This is a genomic window from Pantoea sp. GbtcB22 (assembly GCF_019091025.1).
Classification (GTDB): Bacteria; Pseudomonadota; Gammaproteobacteria; order Enterobacterales; family Enterobacteriaceae; genus Pantoea; species Pantoea leporis.
Genome location: NZ_JAGXKB010000002.1, coordinates 515,711 through 534,860 on the forward strand (window position 1 = coordinate 515,711; position 19,150 = coordinate 534,860).

The 19,150-nt window shown below is 55.0% G+C and carries 17 protein-coding genes; 12 read left to right on the forward strand and 5 right to left on the reverse strand.

Annotated elements, in window-relative coordinates; translation table 11 throughout:
- The first annotated feature begins 82 nt into the window (after positions 1–82).
- Entirely contained in the window at positions 83–1,567 is a 1,485-nt protein-coding gene (locus KVT28_RS10190; RefSeq protein ID WP_217548144.1) for a PLP-dependent aminotransferase family protein, read from the forward strand.
- 87 nt (positions 1,568–1,654) lie between these two features.
- Here the strand turns inward: KVT28_RS10190 and KVT28_RS10195 are convergent, their stop codons facing one another.
- Positions 1,655–2,518 carry an aldo/keto reductase family oxidoreductase gene (locus tag KVT28_RS10195; RefSeq protein WP_192412930.1) on the reverse strand — a complete coding sequence of 288 codons (864 nt, stop codon included), beginning with the start codon at positions 2,516–2,518 and terminating at the stop codon, positions 1,655–1,657.
- A gap of 97 nt (positions 2,519–2,615) precedes the next feature.
- Here KVT28_RS10195 and KVT28_RS10200 point away from each other — a divergent pair, with 97 nt between their 5' ends.
- Positions 2,616–3,542 carry a LysR family transcriptional regulator gene (locus tag KVT28_RS10200; protein WP_217548146.1) on the forward strand — a complete coding sequence of 309 codons (927 nt, stop codon included), beginning with the start codon at positions 2,616–2,618 and terminating at the stop codon, positions 3,540–3,542.
- Between the two features lie 37 nt (positions 3,543–3,579).
- Here KVT28_RS10200 and KVT28_RS10205 read toward each other — a convergent pair whose 3' ends face one another.
- The 4 genes from KVT28_RS10205 to KVT28_RS10220 form a co-directional block, all read right to left on the reverse strand.
- On the reverse strand, positions 3,580–5,046 hold the full coding sequence (locus KVT28_RS10205) for an aspartate aminotransferase family protein (RefSeq protein WP_217548149.1): 1,467 nt from the start codon (positions 5,044–5,046) through the stop codon (positions 3,580–3,582).
- A 12-nt stretch (positions 5,047–5,058) separates the two neighbouring features.
- Complete coding sequence (locus tag KVT28_RS10210) at positions 5,059–6,444, reverse strand: diaminobutyrate--2-oxoglutarate transaminase (RefSeq protein ID WP_110866938.1); 1,386 nt, start codon at positions 6,442–6,444, stop codon at positions 5,059–5,061.
- Positions 6,445–6,650: 206 nt separating this feature from the next.
- Positions 6,651–7,418, reverse strand: a complete 768-nt coding sequence (locus KVT28_RS10215; RefSeq protein ID WP_217548151.1) for an A24 family peptidase — start codon at positions 7,416–7,418, stop codon at positions 6,651–6,653.
- A gap of 138 nt (positions 7,419–7,556) precedes the next feature.
- A complete protein-coding gene (locus tag KVT28_RS10220) occupies positions 7,557–7,766 on the reverse strand; it encodes a hypothetical protein (protein WP_101761453.1) in 210 nt (69 codons plus the stop codon).
- A gap of 243 nt (positions 7,767–8,009) precedes the next feature.
- On the opposite strand from KVT28_RS10220, the gene arnB reads away from it, so the two are divergent.
- From arnB to KVT28_RS10270, 10 genes are all read left to right on the forward strand, one after another.
- The gene (arnB, locus tag KVT28_RS10225) at positions 8,010–9,134 is read left to right on the forward strand and encodes a UDP-4-amino-4-deoxy-L-arabinose aminotransferase (protein ID WP_217548153.1); all 1,125 of its coding nucleotides are present in this window, start codon (positions 8,010–8,012) and stop codon (positions 9,132–9,134) included.
- A gap of 1 nt (position 9,135) precedes the next feature.
- Positions 9,136–10,122 (forward strand): undecaprenyl-phosphate 4-deoxy-4-formamido-L-arabinose transferase, encoded by a 987-nt coding sequence (gene arnC, locus KVT28_RS10230; protein ID WP_217548156.1) that lies wholly within the window; start codon positions 9,136–9,138, stop codon positions 10,120–10,122.
- Entirely contained in the window at positions 10,119–12,098 is a 1,980-nt protein-coding gene (arnA, locus tag KVT28_RS10235; RefSeq protein ID WP_217548158.1) for a bifunctional UDP-4-amino-4-deoxy-L-arabinose formyltransferase/UDP-glucuronic acid oxidase ArnA, read from the forward strand. The genes arnC and arnA overlap by 4 nt, the downstream gene beginning before the upstream one ends.
- Positions 12,095–12,979, forward strand: coding sequence for a 4-deoxy-4-formamido-L-arabinose-phosphoundecaprenol deformylase (arnD, locus tag KVT28_RS10240; protein WP_217548160.1), 885 nt, complete (start codon positions 12,095–12,097; stop codon positions 12,977–12,979). The genes arnA and arnD overlap by 4 nt, the downstream gene beginning before the upstream one ends.
- Before the next feature lie 18 nt (positions 12,980–12,997).
- On the forward strand, positions 12,998–14,659 hold the full coding sequence (arnT, locus tag KVT28_RS10245) for a lipid IV(A) 4-amino-4-deoxy-L-arabinosyltransferase (RefSeq protein ID WP_217548162.1): 1,662 nt from the start codon (positions 12,998–13,000) through the stop codon (positions 14,657–14,659).
- Complete coding sequence (gene arnE / locus KVT28_RS10250) at positions 14,656–14,976, forward strand: 4-amino-4-deoxy-L-arabinose-phosphoundecaprenol flippase subunit ArnE (protein WP_217548165.1); 321 nt, start codon at positions 14,656–14,658, stop codon at positions 14,974–14,976. Before arnT ends, arnE begins: the two co-directional genes overlap by 4 nt.
- Positions 14,973–15,338 carry a 4-amino-4-deoxy-L-arabinose-phosphoundecaprenol flippase subunit ArnF gene (gene arnF, locus KVT28_RS10255; RefSeq protein ID WP_217548167.1) on the forward strand — a complete coding sequence of 122 codons (366 nt, stop codon included), beginning with the start codon at positions 14,973–14,975 and terminating at the stop codon, positions 15,336–15,338. The genes arnE and arnF overlap by 4 nt, the downstream gene beginning before the upstream one ends.
- Positions 15,339–15,667: 329 nt before the next feature.
- Positions 15,668–17,104, forward strand: a complete 1,437-nt coding sequence (locus KVT28_RS10260; protein WP_217548169.1) for a sugar porter family MFS transporter — start codon at positions 15,668–15,670, stop codon at positions 17,102–17,104.
- Between the two features lie 131 nt (positions 17,105–17,235).
- Positions 17,236–18,057, forward strand: a complete 822-nt coding sequence (locus KVT28_RS10265) for a TIM barrel protein (protein ID WP_217548172.1) — start codon at positions 17,236–17,238, stop codon at positions 18,055–18,057.
- Between the two features lie 11 nt (positions 18,058–18,068).
- Positions 18,069–19,079, forward strand: coding sequence for a Gfo/Idh/MocA family protein (locus KVT28_RS10270; RefSeq protein ID WP_217548174.1), 1,011 nt, complete (start codon positions 18,069–18,071; stop codon positions 19,077–19,079).
- Positions 19,080–19,150: the final 71 nt, after the last annotated feature.

A 19,150-nucleotide genomic window follows, 5' to 3' on the forward strand; every position in this document is an offset into this window, starting at 1 on the left:
ACAAATCACGACAAACACGCTTATTTATGCCTGCGCTGAGTTATCTTGCCAGAGCCACTTTCAGTGAAAAGAGGGGAGCCAATTGCGAAGTTTGTACGCCGATCATGTATTAGAGCGCATGCAGTTTATGCCGGAAGGGACGTTGCAGCAGCGTTTGCTGAGTTGTATGCAAGCCGCTATTGCAGAAGGCATTTTTCCGCACGCCACGCGCTTGCCCGCCACGCGCGATTTGGCGCGCGAGCTGTCGGTGTCGCGCAACACGGTGTTGAACGTGTATGAGAATTTGATGGCACAAGGCTACGTCACTGCGCGTACCGGCAGCGGAACATGGATTGCAGAAAATTTGCCGGAGGGATCGCTGAACACGCCGCGCAACGTGGCGCCGATCGAAACATTAAGCGCGAAACCGGCGGCGATTTCCAAACGCGGCGCTTCGCTGCTCGGCCATGCCAATGCCTCGCCATATCAGTGGGGCGCTTTTGTGCCTGGCGCGCCGGATGTCACGCAGTTCCCGCATAAACTCTTCAGCCAGATTCAGGCGCGTCTGAACCGTGAACCGGATATTGAACGGCTGATTTACAGCAGCAATGGCGGCTGCGCACAGCTGCGTGCTGCGCTGGCGGAGTACCTGAGCGTGGCGCGTTCGGTACGCGCTGATGCCGATCAAATCATCATCACTGAAGGAATTCATCAGGCGGTGGATTTGGTTTCGCGCGTGTTATGCGATCCCGGCGATCAGGTGTGGATCGAAGAACCTGGTTATTGGGGGACGCGCAATCTGCTGCGCATCAACGGACTGAAAATCAATGCCATTGCGGTGGATGAGCAGGGATTAATACCCGATTTGCCGCCGCGCAGTCGCGCACCGAAGATGATTTTCGTGACACCGTCACATCAATATCCGCTGGGCGTGCATCTCAGCCTGGAGCGGCGCAAGCAGCTACTCGATCTGGCGCGCAAACACAAAACCTGGCTGGTGGAAGATGATTACGACAGCGAGTTTCGCTTCTCCGGCCAGCCGTTCCCGTCGTTGCAAGGCTTTGAGCCGGATGCGCCGGTGATTTATATGGGCACTTTTAGCAAGACGCTCTATCCGGCGCTGCGTCTCGGTTATCTGGTGGTGCCAAAAGCGCTGGCGCAGCCGCTGCGTGTGGCGGCGGCGGAACTCTATCGCGGCGGGCATTTGCTGGTGCAGCGCGCGCTGGCAGAGTTCATCCAAAAAGGGCATTACATGTCGCACATTCGCCGCATGCGCAAGCTCTACAGCCAGCGGCGGCGCTTTATGGTGAGCCTGATTGAGCGTTATCTGGGCGCCGATTTTTTGCCGGTAGTGAATCATGAGGCGGGATTGCACCTGGTAATGAATTTGCCAACCGGCTGCGATGATGTGGCGGTCGCCGCGCTGGCGCTACGGCGAGGCGTTAAGGTGCGGCCGTTGTCGCAATATTATATGCATCCGCAGGAGCGGCGCGGCCTGCTGTTGGGTTTTGCCTGCGTCGCTGAGCGGCAGTGTCAGGATGCGTTTGGTATTCTCAAAGGTTGTCTGGTCGAGGCAAAAATCATTTAAACAGTGAATAATCCGTAGCGGCGCAATTTGTTGCGGAATGTATATGTCAAAACACGCGCAATAAATGGCGCCGCTAGGAAGGGTGCTCTATCGCTGGCCGATGGTGTTTAGCCGCTGCACAATTTCTGGCGTAAGTGTCACTTCGCTACTCGCCAGGTTCTGCTTCAGGTGCTCCGGCGATGACGTTCCCGGAATCAGCAGAATATTGGGCGAACGCTGCAGCAGCCACGCCAGCGCCACCTGCAGCGGCGTAGCATTGAGCTCAATCGCTACCTCGCTCAGCTGATCCGATTGCAGCGGTGAAAATCCGCCGAGTGGGAAAAATGGCACATAAGGAATGCCTTGCGCTGCCAGCTGGTCGAGCAGCGCCTCATCCTGACGATTGGCCAGATTATAGAGATTTTGCACGCAGGCGATCGGCGTCATCGCCTGGGCATCGGCCACCTGTTTAGCCGTCACGTTGCTCAGACCAATGTGTCGAACCAGCCCGCGCTCTTTTAGCTTGATCATCGCTTCAACCTGCGGCTCCAGCGAACCCTCTTTCGGTCCGTGCACGTCCAGCATCGAACGCAGATTAACCACTTCCATCACATCAAGCCCAAGATTGCGCAGGTTATCTTCCACCGCTTGCGTTAGCGCTTCTGGCGTGAATGCCGGTAACCAGCCGCCTTTATCGTTGCGGCGCGCGCCTACTTTGGTGACGATAACCAGATCGTCGGCGTAAGGGTGTAACGCTTTTTTGATCAGCTGATTGGTGATATGCGGACCGTAGAAGTCGCTGGTATCAATGTGATTCACGCCTGCTGCGACCGCATCGCGCAGCACCTGTAAAGCACGCGCTTCATCTTTCGGCGGACCAAACACGCCGGGACCGGCTAACTGCATGGCACCGTAACCGAGTCGTGCAACCTGGCGGTCGCCAAGGGTGTAAGTCAATGCTGGATGAGACATGGAAAGCTCCTTCGTCAGTGTGTGGTTAGATTGTAATCGCCAAAACGCTGTGCAACTATCCGTACAAATTGGGACACAGTGTACGAGGTAGCGAACAATGGCATTGGATATCGCCTTGCTGCACGCGGTGGTGGCGGTGGCCAAAGCGGGCGGTTTTCGTGAGGCGGCGCGCATGACCGGCAGTAATCCGTCGCGCTTGAGCGATGCGGTGCGGCGTGCCGAAGAGCAACTTGGCGTGCGGTTGTTTAATCGCACCACGCGCACCGTGGCGTTAACAGAAGCCGGCAGGGTGCTGATGTCGCGCCTGCTTCCGGCGATGAACGAAGTGGATGCAGCGCTGGATGCGTTGAACACGTTCCGCGATACGCCGGGCGGCACCTTGCGCTTAAATGTGCCGGTGAGCGCCGCGCGCATTGTGTTACCGGCGATTGTGCCGGGATTTCTAAAGCGCTATCCCGATATCCAGCTGGAAGTGGTGGCGGAAAGTAATGTGCAGGATGTGTTCCGCGATAGTTGTGATGCCGGCATTCGTTATGACGATCATCTGGAGCAAGACATGGTGGCGCTGCCAATCGGTCCGCGCACCCAGCGCTTTGCCCTGGCGGCATCTCCCGCGTATCTGGCGCAATTCGGTAAACCACAGCATCCGCGCGACTTAGTGCAGCATCGCTGTTTACACGGACGCTATGCGACTGGCGTGATTGCCGAATGGGAATTTACCTGCGGCGAGGAAACCGTGCGCTTGCAGCCGAAAGGTCCGCTGATTTGCAGTATCGGCGCGGCGATGGACTTGACGGTAGAAGCGGCAATCGCTGGCTGCGGCGTGGTCTACTTATTTGAGGATTGGATTAGACCGGCGCTGAGTGATGGCAGCCTGCAGCCGATTCTGCCGGATTGGTGGCAAAGCTTCTCTGGCCTTTGGCTCTATTACAACGATCGCCGGTTGATTCCGGCGCCGCTACAGGCGTTTCTGGATTATGTGCGCGAACTGAATTCAGGTGCAGAAGCGAAAAAAAACCGATAACAGTTGCCAGTTATCGGCTTATTCGCATCACAGGTAATTATGCGTTTAGCAGCTGATTCGCGGTTTTCTCAACCAGCGCCAGCAGGAGTTTAACATCTTCCAGCGTGACGGTTGGGTTCAGCAAGGTCAGCTTCAGGCAGGTTACGCCCTGATTCTCGGTCACACCTACGTTGGCGCGGCCTGAATCCAGCAGCGCATCGCCAATACGCTGGTTGAACAGCGCAATCTGAGCAGTATCGGTCAGTTGCTCTGGACGATAGCGGAACAGTACGCTCGCCAGCTGAGGCTGCATTACCAGCTCGAGGCGTGGTTCAGAGGTAACAAATTTCGCCACTTCCTGCGCCAGCGTCACACCGTGATCGATGATCGCCGCATACTGTTTCTGACCCAGCGCTTCCAGGCCCATCCACAGTTTCAGCGCATCGAAACGACGCGTGGTCTGCAGTGATTTGGATACCAGATTCGGTACGCCGGCCTCTTCGTCAAACTCAGAATTCAGGTAAGCCGCCTGATAACGCATCAGCTCGTAATGACGCTCATCTTTCAGCAGGAACGCACCGCAGCTGATGGTCTGGAAATACTGTTTATGGAAGTCCAAAGTGACGGAATCCACCCGCTCCAGGCCATCGAGGTAGTCGCGATACTTCTCGGACAGCAGCAGCGCGCCGCCCCATGCTGCATCAACGTGTACCCAAATGTTGCGCTCGGCAGCAATGCCGGCAATTTCACGCAGCGGATCGATAGCACCGGCATCGGTGGTACCGGCGGTCGCCACGATCGCCAGGATCTGTTCGCCGTTAGCGTCGGCCTGCGCCAGTTTGACTTTAAGGTCTGACACGTCCATACGGGCGAACTCATCAGACTTCACCTGCACCACAGACTGATAGCCGTGTCCAAGCAGCGCCATGTTCTTCTGTACGGAGAAGTGCGCGTTTTCAGAACACAGCACTTTGATCTTACGCAGATCACCAGTGATCCCGTGCTGCTGCACCGAGTGACCCTGACGCTGATAGAAGGCGTCGCGTGCCAGCATCAGACCCATCAGGTTGCTCTGGGTGCCGCCGCTGGTGAACACACCGGCGTCGCCAGCCGGGTAACCCACTTGCGCACGCAGCCATTCGATCAGTTTGATCTCAATGATGGTGGCAGAAGGGCTCTGATCCCACGAATCCATACTCTGATTGGTGGCGTTGATCAGGACTTCTGCCGCCTGACTTACCACCAGACTCGGGCAGTGCAGATGCGCTACACATTGCGGGTGATGCACTGAAAGACTGTCTTTCAGGAAATATTCAATCGCGCGTTCAATCGCGGCCTGGTTACCCAGGCCGTTTGGATTGAAGTCGAGCGTGATACGCTCGCGCAGTTCGGCAACGCTTTTGCCTTGATACATCTCAGGCTGTTGCAGCCACTGCACAACCGCGGCGCTGCTCTGGGCAATCGCCTGCTGGTACGCCTCAATGCTCTGTGCAGAGGCGGCCAGAATCGGGTTTACTTCAGACATTTACTCTTCCAATCAAACAGGTTTGACGCCAGCGCCAATCAGCGCCTGCTCAAATTTATCCAGGAAAATCGCCAGCTCATCGTTGGTGATCAGCAGTGAAGGCAGCAGACGCAGAACTGCGCCATGGCGGCCACCGCGCTCCAGAATCAGACCTGCTTCGAAGCACTTCTTCTGCAGCAGCGCAGAGAGCTCGCCGTCAGCCGGGAAGCTGCCCATGTGATCGGCCGCTTCGTTCGGTTTAACGATCTCAATGCCGATCATCATGCCGAGACCACGAACGTGACCAATTACCGGGAAGCGTTTCTGCATTGCGGCCAGCTGCTGTTTCAGCCATTCACCCTGCGCGGCCACTTTGCCTGCAATATCCTGCTCTTTGAGGATTTTCAGCGTGGTCAGGCCGGTAGCCATCGCCAGCTGGTTGCCACGGAAGGTGCCGGTGTGATGACCAGGTGACCAAACGTCGAACTGCTTTTTGATGCCCAGCACAGCCAGTGGCAGACCGCCGCCCACAGCTTTAGACATCACGATGATGTCTGGCTCGATGCCGGCGTGTTCGAAGGCGAAGAATTTGCCGGTACGGGCAAAGCCAGCCTGAACTTCGTCGAGGATCAACAGAATGCCGTGTTCTTGCGTCACTTTACGGATGCGCTGCAGCCACTCAGCGGGAGCTGGGTTCACGCCGCCTTCGCCCTGAACGGCTTCGAGGATTACTGCTGCAGGCTTACGCACGCCGCTTTCCACGTCGTTGATCAGGTTGTCGAAATAATAGGTCAGCGCTTTCACACCAGCTTCACCACCGATACCTAGCGGGCAACGATACTGATGCGGATAAGGCATGAACTGCACTTCTGGCATCATGCCATCAACCGCTTCTTTCGGTGCCAGGTTACCGGTGACGGACAGCGCGCCGTGCGTCATACCGTGATAACCGCCAGAGAAGCTGATCACGCCGCTACGGCCAGTGGCTTTCTTCGCCAGTTTAAGCGCGGCTTCAACCGCATCGGCACCAGAAGGACCGGTGAACTGCAGGCAATAATCTTTACCCTGGCCTGGCAGCAGCGAGAGCAGAGACTCAGAGAACTGATCTTTCAGTGGAGTAGTCAGATCAAGAGTATGTAACGGCAAGCCGCTGGTAATGACATTTTGAATGCTCTGGAGAACATCAGGATGGTTGTGACCCAGTGCCAGCGTCCCTGCGCCAGCCAGACAGTCAAGATATTGTTTATTCTCAACATCTGTGATCCACACGCCATGGGCTTTAGCGATAGCTAAAGGCAGTTTGCGCGGGTAACTCCTGACGTTAGATTCAAACTCAGCCTGACGGGCTAAGAATGCGTCGTTATTTCCGTTGAATGCATTGGCACCAAAACTATCAATACGGACTTTATCCGTCATCATATCTCTCCTTCAACCGGGGCACGTAAGGCTCGCCAATTGACTAATTGAACAAAAAAGTAACAGCTGTGAAAAAACGCGGCCAATATAGAGCCTTTTGACCTACATCACAATGATTAATTTTGTTTAGATTTGTTTACTCTTTCCATATATGAATCAGGGCGTTGGCCAGAAATTGGCCACTTAATTTCGCACCGCAGTTGGGGTGGTTAAAAAATAATCGAATGAATAAAGAGACTTATAGCCGCTAAGGCGATCCACGGACCAAAGGCGATGACGTGATTGAGCTCGCGCTGCCCGCTAACTCTGGAAATCAAAACACATAAAATAGCGCCGCCCGAAGCCAATAAAAGCACCCAGGGTAAAAGCGACCAGCCCAACCAGGCGCCGATTGCAGCCAGCAGTTTTGCATCGCCCATCCCTAATCCCTCAATCCCTCTAATCCATTGATATAAAATTGATAGCGCCCACAACAAGCAATATCCCGCTATGGATCCCCATACCGCTTCTTGTAATGAGCCGGGTAGCCATCCCATCGCTTTAAACAGCAGCGCAATCCACAGCAAGGGCAGCGTAATCACATCCGGTAAAAGCAGATGTTCGAGGTCAATAAAGGCTAATACCGTTAACGCCCAGAACAATATGAGCGCGCCCAGCAATTGCATATTGACTGGCATCAGCCAGATAAGCAGCAGCGTCAGAAGCGCGGTAATTATCTCCACCTGTGGATAACGCCCGCTGATTTTACAATGGCAATAACGGCATTTACCGCGTAACAGTAACCAACTTATGAGCGGAATGTTGTCGCGCCAGCGCAGCGCGGTGGTGCATTGGTGGCAGTGAGAGGGCGGACAACACACATTTAGCGCAGTGTTCGGGTGCACTATTTGCAATGGCAACCGCGAGATCACCACGTTAAGAAAGCTGCCTACGGCCAATCCTAATAGGCCACTAATTAAGCCATATACGTATTCCATTACTCATACCTCGCGCCATCCAGGCTTGTCGTTGCCAGGACTTTACGCCGAAGCGAGGATAGGTGCGAGAGGTAAAAGGGCGTTACAGCGGCATACATCGGGATTGCAGAGCGGGCTCCAGAAATGGAGAGGAGAAGATTAAGCTTGCTGCTTAAACAGCTGGATCGCTTCCTGCACATTGCTGGTATTCAATGACATTACGCGGTCGTTATTAAGGAACACATCGTAGTGGCCGGCGTTATAGCGGAACACATATAGATCGCCGCGATAGCGCAATCCTTTGGTTTTCACCCCAATATGGTGGCGGCGCAGCGCTGCCTGAGAAAGTCTGTCAGTAGCCGTACTCATCGCATTATCCTCCAGACGTTATAAAACATATCCTGACTTAGTATAGGGTCAAAACCTTAATTTAACCTTAAGAAGCGTGCTGGTTCATGATGATAAACCGGCAAATTTGTCCCTTCCTCTACCAATCCTCAACGTGTCAGAAAAAGCCGACTTAGTACCCTTCTCATTTAATGTTGCGTTAAGTTAACCCGCGTATTTTGGAATAAATGGCCGTTAAATAGTGCTTAATTCCAAGGTAACATAATGAATTTTCTACCATTCTCACGGCCCTCGTTGGGTGAAGAAGAGTTAGCCGCCATTAAATCGGTGTTTGAGTCGGGTTGGATCACCACCGGCCCGAAAAATGCCGAACTGGAAGAGGCTTTTTGCCAGCTCACTGGCAATCAGCATGCGATTGCTGTCAGCTCCGCCACGGCGGGGATGCACGTCACGCTGCTGGCGCTGGGCATCCAGCCTGGCGATGAGGTGATCACGCCTTCGCTGACCTGGGTTTCCACCATCAACATCATCACGCTACTGGGTGCGACGCCGGTGATGATCGATATCGACCGCGACACCTTGATGGTAACGCCGGAGCTGATTGAAGCGGCGATCACGCCGCGTACGCGCGCCATCATTCCGGTGCATTACGCTGGCGCGCCCGCCGATATAGATGCCATTCGCGCTATTGGTGAGCGCCATGGCATTCCGGTGATTGAAGATGCGGCGCACGCCGCAGGCTGTTATTACAAAGAAAAGCACGTTGGCCAGCAGGGCACGGCGATCTTCTCCTTCCACGCCATCAAAAACATGACCTGCGCCGAAGGTGGCTTGATTGTCACCGATGATGCGGCGTTGGCCGACCGCATGCGCAGTCTGAAATTCCACGGACTCGGCGTCGATGCGTACGATCGCCACACGCACGGCCGCAAGCCGCAGGCCGAAGTGATCATGCCGGGTTTCAAATACAACCTGCCAGATATCAGCGCAGCAATTGCTTTGGTGCAGCTGAAAAAGTTGCCCGCCATCAATCAGCGCCGCGCGGCGATTGCGCAGCGCTATCTCACTGAACTGGCGAATACGCCGTTTCTGCCGCTGGCGCAGCCAGAATGGCCACATCAACACGCGTGGCATCTGTTCATTATTCGCGTTGATGAGGCGCGCCGTGATGCGCTTATGGAAACCTTGAAAGCGCAGGATATCGGCACCGGGCTGCATTTCCGTGCCGCGCACACCCACAAATATTACCGCGAACGCTATCCGCAACTCTCGTTGCCGCACACCGAATGGAATAGCGATCGCATCTGCTCAATCCCGTTGTTCCCTGATATGCGCGATGAAGATGTCACGCGCGTGATTAGCGCATTACGTCATATCGCTGGAGTTTGACATGCTGGAAGAAAAAGCCATTCGCAAAGTCTCCGTGGTGATCCCGGTGTACAACGAAGAGGAGAGCCTGCCGGAGCTGGTGCGTCGCACCGATGCAGCCTGCGCAGGATTAAATCTGGCGTACGAGATTCTGCTGGTCGATGACGGCAGCAGCGATCGCTCAGGCGAGATGATTGCCGATGCCGCCGATATGCCGGGCAGCCATGTGGTTGGCGTATTGCTGAACCGTAATTACGGCCAGCACTCAGCAATCATGGCGGGCTTTAGCCACGTCAGCGGCGATTTAATCATCACGCTGGATGCCGACCTGCAAAACCCGCCGGAAGAGATCCCGAACCTGGTGAAAGCGGCTAAGCAGGGCTATGACGTGGTGGGCACCGTGCGTCAAAACCGCCAGGACAGCTGGTTTCGCCGTCGCGCCTCACGCACCATTAATCACCTGATTCAGCGCGTCACCGGCAAAGCGATGGGTGATTACGGCTGCATGCTGCGCGCTTATCGCCGCCATATCGTCGATGCGATGCTGAACTGCCACGAACGCAGCACCTTTATTCCCATCCTCGCCAACACCTTTGCGCGCCGCACCATTGAGCTGCCGGTGGCGCACGCCGAGCGCGAATTTGGCGATTCAAAGTACAGCTTTATGCGGCTGATTAACCTGATGTATGACCTGGTCACTTGCCTGACCACCACGCCGCTGCGCTTGCTGAGCATCGTCGGCAGTTTGATTGCGCTGGCCGGTTTTGCCTTCTCGCTGATTCTGATTGTGCTGCGTCTGTTCCTCGGCGCGGCATGGGCCGGTGATGGCGTGTTCCTGCTGTTCGCGGTGCTGTTTATTTTTATCGGCGCGCAGTTCATCGGTATGGGATTACTCGGCGAATACATCGGCCGCATTTACAACGACGTACGCGCCCGTCCGCGCTACTTCATCCAACGTGTGATTCACCCACAGCAAAACGCCTCATCTGTACAGGAAATTGAGCAATGAAAACTGTCGTCTTCGCCTACGCCGAAATGGGCTGTGCGGGTATTTCTGCACTTCTGAACGCTGGCTATGAAATCAGCGCTATTTTCACCCACTCAGACACAGGAACTGAGAGCCACTTTTTCGACTCCGTTGCGCGTTTAGCCGCTGAGCAGGGCATTCCGGTCTATGCGCCGGAGGATGTCAATCATCCGCTGTGGGTCGATCGCATTAAAACAATGGCACCGGATTACATCTTCTCTTTCTATTACCGCGCTTTGTTGAACGACTGCATTCTCAGCAGTGCGCGTATGGGTGCCTATAACCTGCACGGTTCGCTGCTGCCCAAATATCGTGGCCGCGCACCGCTGAACTGGGTGCTGGTCAATGGCGAAACCGAAACTGGCGTAACGCTGCACCGCATGGTGAAGCGCGCCGATGCCGGTGACATCGTGGCGCAACAGCGCGTGGCGATTGACGAGCAGGACAACGCGTTAACGCTGCATCGCAAGCTGGTTGCCTGTGCAACGCAGGTGCTGGAAGGCGCATTACCGGCGGTGAAACGCGGCGATATCGTTACCACACCACAAAATGAGCGCGAAGCCACGGTTGTGGGTCGCCGCACGCCAGAAGATGGCCGCATAAAATGGGAACAACCGGCGCAGACGGTCAATAATCTGGTGCGCGCGGTGACCTATCCGTGGCCAGGCGCGTTCGCCTATGCCGGAACGGTGAAATTCGTGGTGTGGAAAAGTCGCGTACACAGCACTGAACATCAGGCCAAACCGGGTACCGTGCTTTCTGTTGAGCCATTCCTGATCGCCTGCGCTGAAGGCGCGCTGGAAGTGGTGACCGGTCAAAGCGATAACGGCGTGTTTATGAACGGCAGCCAGCTGGCGCAAAACCTCGGTATGGTGAAGGGCGCCTTGCTCTATTCTCAGCCAGTGGCGGCGGTGAAACGACGCACGCGCGTGCTGATTCTCGGCGTGAACGGTTTTATCGGTAACCACCTCACCGAGCGTCTGCTGCAGGATGATAACTTCGAAGTCTACGGTTTAGACATCGGTTCTGACGCCATCAGCCGTTTCCTCGATCAGCCACGCTTCCACTTTGTCGAAGGCGACATCAGCATTCACTCAGAATGGATCGAGTATCACATTAAGAAGTGCGACGTGGTGTTGCCATTGGTGGCCATCGCCACGCCGATTGAGTACACACGCAATCCGCTGCGCGTGTTTGAGCTCGACTTTGAAGAGAACCTCAAAATCATTCGTGACTGCGTGAAGTACAAAAAGCGCATCATTTTCCCATCGACTTCCGAAGTGTACGGCATGTGTACCGATCAGCATTTCGATGAGGATCACTCTAATCTGGTGGTTGGGCCGATCAATAAACAGCGCTGGATCTATTCGGTGTCTAAGCAGCTGCTGGACCGCGTGATTTGGGCTTACGGTGAGAAAGAAGGGCTGCGCTTTACGCTGTTCCGTCCATTTAACTGGATGGGGCCGCGCCTCGATAATCTGAATGCCGCGCGTATCGGCAGTTCTCGTGCTATCACGCAGCTGATCCTCAATCTGGTGGAAGGCTCACCAATTAAGCTGATTGATGGCGGCGCACAGAAGCGCTGCTTCACCGATATTCGCGACGGCATCGAAGCGCTGTTCCGTATTATCGAAAACAAACAGAACAACTGCGACGGCCAGATCGTCAACATCGGTAACCCGGATAACGAAGCCAGCATCAAAGAGTTGGCCGAGCGTCTGCTGGCGAGTTTCGAACGTCACCCGCTGCGCAGCAACTTCCCGCCGTTTGCTGGCTTCCGTGAAGTGGAAAGCAGCAGCTATTACGGCAAAGGTTATCAGGACGTGGAACACCGTAAGCCGTCGATCAAAAACGCGCGTCGTCTGCTGGACTGGACGCCAACCGTAGAGATGGATACCACCATCGATAACACGCTGGACTTCTTCCTGCGCACCGTTGAGCTACAGGATAAACCATGAAGAAAGTCGGTTTGCGTGTCGATGTCGATACCTGGCGCGGCACCCAACTTGGCGTGCCGGCGTTACTGGAGCAATTCAGTTTGCATCAGCTGCAGGCCAGTTTTTTCTTCAGCGTTGGGCCGGACAATATGGGGCGCCACTTGTGGCGCCTGTTAAAACCGCGTTTCCTGTGGAAAATGCTGCGGTCGCGCGCCGCATCACTCTACGGCTGGGATATTTTGCTGGCCGGCACCGCCTGGCCGGGACGTGAGATTGGTCGCGGTCTGGAGGAGATCATCAGCGCCACCGCCGATCATCATGAAGTCGGTTTGCATGCGTGGGATCACTTTGCCTGGCAAACCTGGGCGGGCGTGTGGCCGCAAGAGAAACTGGTTGAGCAAATTGCGCGCGGTAAACAGGAGCTGGAAGCGATCATCGGTGACAATGTCACCTGTTCAGCGGTGGCGGGCTGGCGCGCTGATGGCCGCGTGGTGGCTGCCAAGCAGCAGTTTGGTTTCAGCTACAACAGTGATTGTCGCGGCAGCGGTCCATTTATACCGATTCTCAGTGATGGCAGCCCCGGCACGGTACAAATCCCGGTGACCTTGCCGACCTGGGATGAAGTGGTTGGGCAATCGGTGAGCGCGGAAGGTTTTAATGACTTCATCCTCAAGCAGATCCATACCGCAAGCGGTTCGCCGGTTTACACCATTCATGCCGAAGTGGAAGGGATTGTCGGGCTTGAGGCATTCGCCGATCTGCTGAGGCGTGCGGAGCAGCAAGACATTCAGTTCTGTCCGCTCAGCGCCTTGTTACCCGACGATCTCACTACGCTGCCACAGGGCAACATCGTACGCGGGCATATTCCCGGACGTGAAGGCTGGCTAGGCTGCCAGCGTTAATTTTTACAGGAACCACGGATGCGTACAGTCACTAAAACCGCGTTACTTATCGCGCTCTTCGCGCTGTTTTACCTGATGCCGATTGAGTTTCGCGCCTTATGGCAGCCGGACGAAACCCGCTATGCCGAAATCAGTCGTGAAATGCTGTTTAGCGGCAATTGGGTGGTGCCGCATTTCTTCGATCTGCGCTACTTCGAGAAACCGATTGCCGGTTATTGGGTCAATAACCTCGGCCAGTTGCTGTTTGGTCACACCAACTTTGGCGTGCGCGCCGGATCGATTTTCAGCACCACGTTGAGCGCGGTATTGGTGTATTGGCTCGGCACGCAGATGTTCGCCAGCCGTAAAATCGCGCTGAGCGGCAGCATTATTTTTCTCACCTCGTTGCTGGTGTACGGCGTCGGCACTTACGCGGTGCTCGATCCGATCCTGATGCTGTGGCTGGTTGCGGCGATGTGCAGTTACTGGCTGGCGTCGCAGGCCAGCAGCACGCGGCAACGATTGATCGGATATGTGTTGCTGGGTGCGGCCTGCGCGATGGGCTTTATGACCAAAGGTTTCCTCGCGCTGGCGGTGCCAGTATTGGCGATTCTGCCGTGGGCCATCTGGCAACGTCGCTTTGGTGAATTGCTGCGTTGGGGGCCGCTGACGATGGTGGTCGCCGCCTTGCTTAGTTCGCCGTGGGCGCTGGCGATCAATCAGCAGGAAGGCGATTTCTGGCATTACTTCTTCTGGGTCGAGCATATACAGCGTTTCGCCGAGTCGGACGCGCAGCACAAAGCGCCATTCTGGTATTACATTCCGGTGCTGTTGGCAGGCTGTTTGCCGTGGCTGGCGCTGCTGCCGGGATCGCTGGTTGGTGCGTGGCGTCAGCGCAGCCAGCAAGCGGGTTCGATTTATCTGTTGAGCTGGGTGCTGTTACCGCTGCTGTTTTTCAGCATCGCTAAAGGCAAACTGCCGACCTACATTTTACCGTGCTTCGCGCCGCTGGCCTTGCTGATGGCGCATTACGCGCACAGCGCTTCGACAAAGGTGGTTACAGCGCTAAAGGTGAATGGTTGGATCAATCTGCTGTTCGGTTTGGTCATCACCATTGTGGTTTTAGTGGTGCTGGCACCCTGGGGCATTGCGCATCGTCCGGTTTATAGCGGCGATGAAGGGATGGGCGTGCTCTGTGCGGCGCTCTCCTTTATAGGTTGGGCCGTGATGGGCTGGCTGAGCCGCAAGCCGGAGAAGGGTCGCTGGCAGTTAGCCGCGCTCTGTCCGCTGGCGCTGGCGTTACTGGTGGGTTTTGCCATTCCTGACAAGGTGCGCGATGCCAAGCAGCCACAGAGTTTTGTTAGCGCGGTACACGATCAGCTGGCGGATAGCCGTTATCTGCTGGCAAACAATCCTGGCGTGGCATCGGCGGTGGCCTGGGAACTGCAGCGCAGCGACATCAATTTCTACGATGCCAAAGGCGAATTGCAATATGGCCTGAGTTATCCAGATGCAAAGTCACATTATATAAATGCAGATAGCTTTGCCGACTGGCTGCGTATCCATCGTCGGCTGGGCAGGGTTTCGCTGGTATTGATGCTGAATGCAAGCGACAGCACGCCGGATAAAAACCTGCCGGAACCGGATGATGTTTATCGTCAGGGCCGCCTGGTTTACTACGGCTATGATGCTAAACCATGAATCTGCTGCTGATTTTACTGGTTAGCGTGCTGAGCTGTGCCGCCCAGCTGTGTCAAAAGCAGGCGGCCCATCTCGGCATCAAAAAAGGGATTTTATGGCTGGCGCTCAGCATCCTGCTGCTGGGCATCGGCATGCTGCTGTGGCTGGCGGTATTGCGCGGGGTGCCGGTGAGCGTGGCGTATCCAATGCTGAGTCTCAACTTTGTGTTGGTGGCGATCGCCGCGCGGCTGATTTGGCGCGAAACTTACAGCGTGCAGCAGTGGATTGGCACGCTGGCGATTGTTGCTGGCGTGGCGCTGATGGGAAGTCATCTATGAAAGGCGTGATGCTGGCGCTATGCAGCGTGTTGCTAGTATCGCTGGCGCAACTGGTGCTGCGGTTGGCGATGCTGGATTTCCCGCCATTAAGCGAATTGCTGAGTGTGCAGCACTGGAAAGCGCTGCTGCTGTTGGCGATGGGCCTCGGGGCGTATGCGCTGTCGATGTTGTGCTGGATGCTGGCGCTGCGCCAGCTGCCGCTTAACCGGCTCTATCCGCTGCTCAGTTTGAGTTATGTATTGGTGTGGCTGGCCGCGATTTCCTTGCCGATTTTGGGCGAAACCTTCCGCTGGAGTAGCTTTGCTGGCGTGGTGCTGATCGTGTTTGGCTTAATGCTGGTTTCGCTGCCGCGCCGTAGGTGATGGTGTTTATTTATGCACATACCTTAGCGGCGCAATTTATTGCGCGATAAATCGCGCCGCTTCGGAAGGTGCAGTGATGAGATACGGCGCTTAATTGAAAGGCATTACGCCACTCATGGCGATCTTTTTTATTTATCCCCTCAAAGGCATCCCTAAATAAATACATCACCCTGATGTAAATCCATCAAAATAAAAATCCCAAAATGCTTGAACTCACACTTCGAAAAACAAATTTCAAATAAAAATTAACATGAAATAAAAACACCGCTAGCGTGAGTGCTCTGTTTTGTTCTGCCGTATTTCCTTAATTTTTTTCACCAGGAGGTATTATGGAAAGAGAACTTTATATATCCACTAACACCGCTTCCGGCCCCAATAGCGCCACGCGCACCGAGCCATTTGTTAAAATTATTGCGCTGGTCGCCACGCTGGGTGGATTGCTGTTCGGCTACGATACCGGTGTAGTATCAGGCGCTTTACTCTTTATGCGTGACGATCTACAGCTCACGCCCTTTACCACCGGGTTAGTCACCAGTTCACTGCTGTTTGGCGCCGCTTTTGGCGCGCTGCTCGCCGGTCATTTCGCGGACGCGCTGGGACGCCGCAAGATCATCATTTCTCTGGCCTTTATTTTTGCCCTTGGCGCCATCGGTTCGGCCTTCGCGCCGGATGTCATCTCAATGATTGCTTCACGTCTGTTCCTCGGTATCGCCGTCGGTGGCGCAGCGGCCACGGTGCCGGTGTATATCGCGGAAATTGCCCCGGCGAACAAGCGCGGTCAACTGGTGACCTTGCAGGAGCTGATGATTGTTTCAGGTCAGTTGCTGGCGTACGTGTCCAACGCCACTTTCAATGAAATCTGGGGTGGAGAACACACGTGGCGCTGGATGATCGCTATCTCAACTGTGCCCGCAGTATTGCTGTGGTTGGGCATGATCTTTATGCCGGAAAGCCCGCGCTGGCATGTAATGCGCGGTAATAGCCAGCAAGCACGCAAAGTACTGGAGAAAACCCGCGCGGCCGATGACGTCGAATGGGAGCTGGAAGAGATAGAAGAAACCATCGAAGAGAACCGGCAACAGGGCAAAAGCCGCCTGCGCGATTTGCGTACGCCGTGGCTGCGCAAAGTGTTCCTGCTTGGTATCGGCATCGCGGCGATTCAGCAGCTGACCGGCGTCAACACCATCATGTATTACGCGCCTACCATGCTGACGGCAACCGGCTTGAGCAACGATGCCGCGCTGTTCGCCACCATCGCCAACGGCGTGATTTCGGTGCTGATGACGCTGATCGGTATCTGGATGATCGGCAAAATCGGCCGTCGTCCGCTGGTACTGGTTGGTCAGATGGGCTGCACCGCGTGCCTGTTTTTTATCGCCGCGGTGTGTTTCTTCATGCCGGAATATCACCCGGCAGGCGACGTCAATCTGCTGCGCGCCTATCTGGTGCTGGCGGGCATGCTGATGTTTCTGTGCTTCCAGCAAGGCGCGTTGTCGCCGGTTACCTGGCTATTACTTTCCGAGATCTTTCCAGCGCGGATGCGCGGTATTTGCATGGGCGGCGCGGTGTTTGCGTTGTGGATGGCCAACTTCGCCATTTCCATGGCGTTCCCGCTGCTGTTGGCGGCTTTTGGTCTGGCCGGTGCCTTCTTAACCTTTGCCGTGATTGGTATTGGGGGATCGATGTTCGTGTTGCGCACCATCCCGGAAACCAAAGGACGCAGCCTGGAACAGGTCGAGCACTATTTCCATGAGTTGTATAAATGATGTTGCATTGATGTAAATCAATCAAAGTTCTGGCAGAACAGCAAAACAACATCGCTTACTATCGCAAGATATCGACGCGACATAACAAAACAGAAGCTAATAAATATTACTCTTTCAGGAAAGAACACACCATGACCTACAAAATAAGCCATGATCGACTCTGCGTTAATCGTAAAATCGCGCCTAATCTTAGCCTCGAGCGTTTTTTCTCGCTGGTTGAAAAACTGGGGTTAAATAAAGTCGAAATCCGCAATGATATGAAAAGTGGTAGCGTGACCGATAATTTAACAGGCGAAGAAGTTCGCCATCTCGCGACTCAGCATGATTTTACCATTGAAACTATTAATGCGGTTTATCCGTTTAACCAATTAAGCGATGACGTGCTGGAGAAAACGCGCGCTTTATTAAAAGACGCGCGTGCCACCGGTGCGAAAGCGTTAGTCCTTTGCCCACTGAATGACGGCACCGTTATTTCCCAGCAGCAAACCGTCGATGCGTTAAAAACGCTGGCGCCACTGTTTTCCGAATATGGCATTGCCGGTCTGGTGGAGCCGCTCGGTTTCCCGCAAAGCTCGCTGCGTTCAGCGGCTCTGGCACAGCAGCTGATCAAACAAGCCGGCGCGCCGTTCAAAATCGTATTGGATACCTTTCACCATCATTTGTACGAAGGGGCTGAACAAGACTTTGCTGGCGGCGTCGACGTCAACAATATCGGGCTGGTGCATTTGTCCGGCGTGACCGACGCGCGCCCAACGCATCAGTTAACCGACGAAGAGCGCATCATGTTAAGCGCCGACGATGTGCTGAAATCGAAACAACAAGTGCAGCGTCTGGAAGAGATGGGCTATCGCGGCATTTACGCTTTCGAACCGTTTTCGTCGGTGATGGATAACTGGAGCGAAGAACAAATTGCTCGTGAAATCCACTCCAGCATTGCTTACCTGAATAACTAAGGAACACTTCCATGACGCTCAATATCGGTGTAATTGGCACGGGCGCGATCGGTCGCGAACACATTCGTCGTTGTAGCCAGGTACTGCAACATTCGCGTGTAGTGGCGCTGAATGACATCAATCGCAGCAACTGCGAGCAGATCATCCACGATCTCGGCATTCAGGCGGAGATTTACGACAACGCACATGATCTGATTAACGCGCCAGAGGTGCAGGCGATTCTGGTCACCTCGTGGGGCCCAACCCATGAAGAGTTTGTGCTGGCAGCGATCAAAGCCGGCAAGGCGGTGTTCTGCGAAAAGCCGCTGGCGGTCACCGCGCAGGGTTGTATGAACATCGTGGAAGCGGAAATCGCCGCCGGTAAGAAGCTGGTGCAGGTCGGCTTTATGCGTCCTTACGACGCGGGCTACCGCGCGCTGAAGGCGGTGATTGATAACGGTGACATCGGCGAACCGCTGATGCTACATTGCGCACATCGCAACCCCGAAGTCGGCGATTCCTACACTACTGATATGGCGATCACCGATACGTTGATTCATGAGCTTGATGTGCTGCGCTGGTTGCTGAAAGATGATTACGTCAGTGCGCAGGTGATCTACCCGCGCTCAACCAGTAAAGCCGCTTCGCATCTGAAAGATCCGCAAATCGTGCTGCTGGAAACCGCCAAAGGCGTGCGCATCGACGTCGAAATCTTCGTTAACTGCACATACGGCTACGATATTCAGTGTGAAGTGGTCGGCGAAAGCGGTATTGCGCGCCTGCCTGAACCGATGTCGGTACAGACGCGCAGCGCGGCCAAACTCTCCACCCGTATTCTTACCGACTGGAAAAAGCGTTTCATCGAGGCCTATGACGTGGAGTTGCAGGACTTCATCAATAACGTGTTGTCGGGTGAAATGACCGGCCCGTCTGCGTGGGATGGCTACGCTGCGGCGGTTGCTGCCGATGCCTGTGTTGCGGCGCAAAAATCCGGAGACATCGTACCGGTCACTATGCCAGTGAAACCGGCGTTTTATAACTAAGTTGTTTTCCCTTCCTTAAACGCGCGTCAGGTTTAACTGGCGCGCGTATTATCGCGTATCACACTCTCTTC

What these genes read in the sequence shown, in the direction of transcription:
- arnD (WP_217548160.1), top strand. Translation starts at nt 12,095, where the DNA reads ATGAAGAAAGTCGGTTTGCGTGTCGATGTCGATACCTGGCGCGGCACC.
- KVT28_RS10200 (WP_217548146.1), top strand. Translation starts at nt 2,616, where the DNA reads ATGGCATTGGATATCGCCTTGCTGCACGCGGTGGTGGCGGTGGCCAAA.
- arnE (WP_217548165.1), top strand. Translation starts at nt 14,656, where the DNA reads ATGAATCTGCTGCTGATTTTACTGGTTAGCGTGCTGAGCTGTGCCGCC.
- KVT28_RS10215 (WP_217548151.1), bottom strand. Translation starts at nt 7,418, where the DNA reads ATGGAATACGTATATGGCTTAATTAGTGGCCTATTAGGATTGGCCGTA.
- KVT28_RS10210 (WP_110866938.1), bottom strand. Translation starts at nt 6,444, where the DNA reads ATGATGACGGATAAAGTCCGTATTGATAGTTTTGGTGCCAATGCATTC.
- KVT28_RS10265 (WP_217548172.1), top strand. Translation starts at nt 17,236, where the DNA reads ATGACCTACAAAATAAGCCATGATCGACTCTGCGTTAATCGTAAAATC.
- arnC (WP_217548156.1), top strand. Translation starts at nt 9,136, where the DNA reads ATGCTGGAAGAAAAAGCCATTCGCAAAGTCTCCGTGGTGATCCCGGTG.
- arnF (WP_217548167.1), top strand. Translation starts at nt 14,973, where the DNA reads ATGAAAGGCGTGATGCTGGCGCTATGCAGCGTGTTGCTAGTATCGCTG.
- arnB (WP_217548153.1), top strand. Translation starts at nt 8,010, where the DNA reads ATGAATTTTCTACCATTCTCACGGCCCTCGTTGGGTGAAGAAGAGTTA.
- KVT28_RS10205 (WP_217548149.1), bottom strand. Translation starts at nt 5,046, where the DNA reads ATGTCTGAAGTAAACCCGATTCTGGCCGCCTCTGCACAGAGCATTGAG.
- arnT (WP_217548162.1), top strand. Translation starts at nt 12,998, where the DNA reads ATGCGTACAGTCACTAAAACCGCGTTACTTATCGCGCTCTTCGCGCTG.
- arnA (WP_217548158.1), top strand. Translation starts at nt 10,119, where the DNA reads ATGAAAACTGTCGTCTTCGCCTACGCCGAAATGGGCTGTGCGGGTATT.
- KVT28_RS10260 (WP_217548169.1), top strand. Translation starts at nt 15,668, where the DNA reads ATGGAAAGAGAACTTTATATATCCACTAACACCGCTTCCGGCCCCAAT.
- KVT28_RS10195 (WP_192412930.1), bottom strand. Translation starts at nt 2,518, where the DNA reads ATGTCTCATCCAGCATTGACTTACACCCTTGGCGACCGCCAGGTTGCA.
- KVT28_RS10220 (WP_101761453.1), bottom strand. Translation starts at nt 7,766, where the DNA reads ATGAGTACGGCTACTGACAGACTTTCTCAGGCAGCGCTGCGCCGCCAC.
- KVT28_RS10270 (WP_217548174.1), top strand. Translation starts at nt 18,069, where the DNA reads ATGACGCTCAATATCGGTGTAATTGGCACGGGCGCGATCGGTCGCGAA.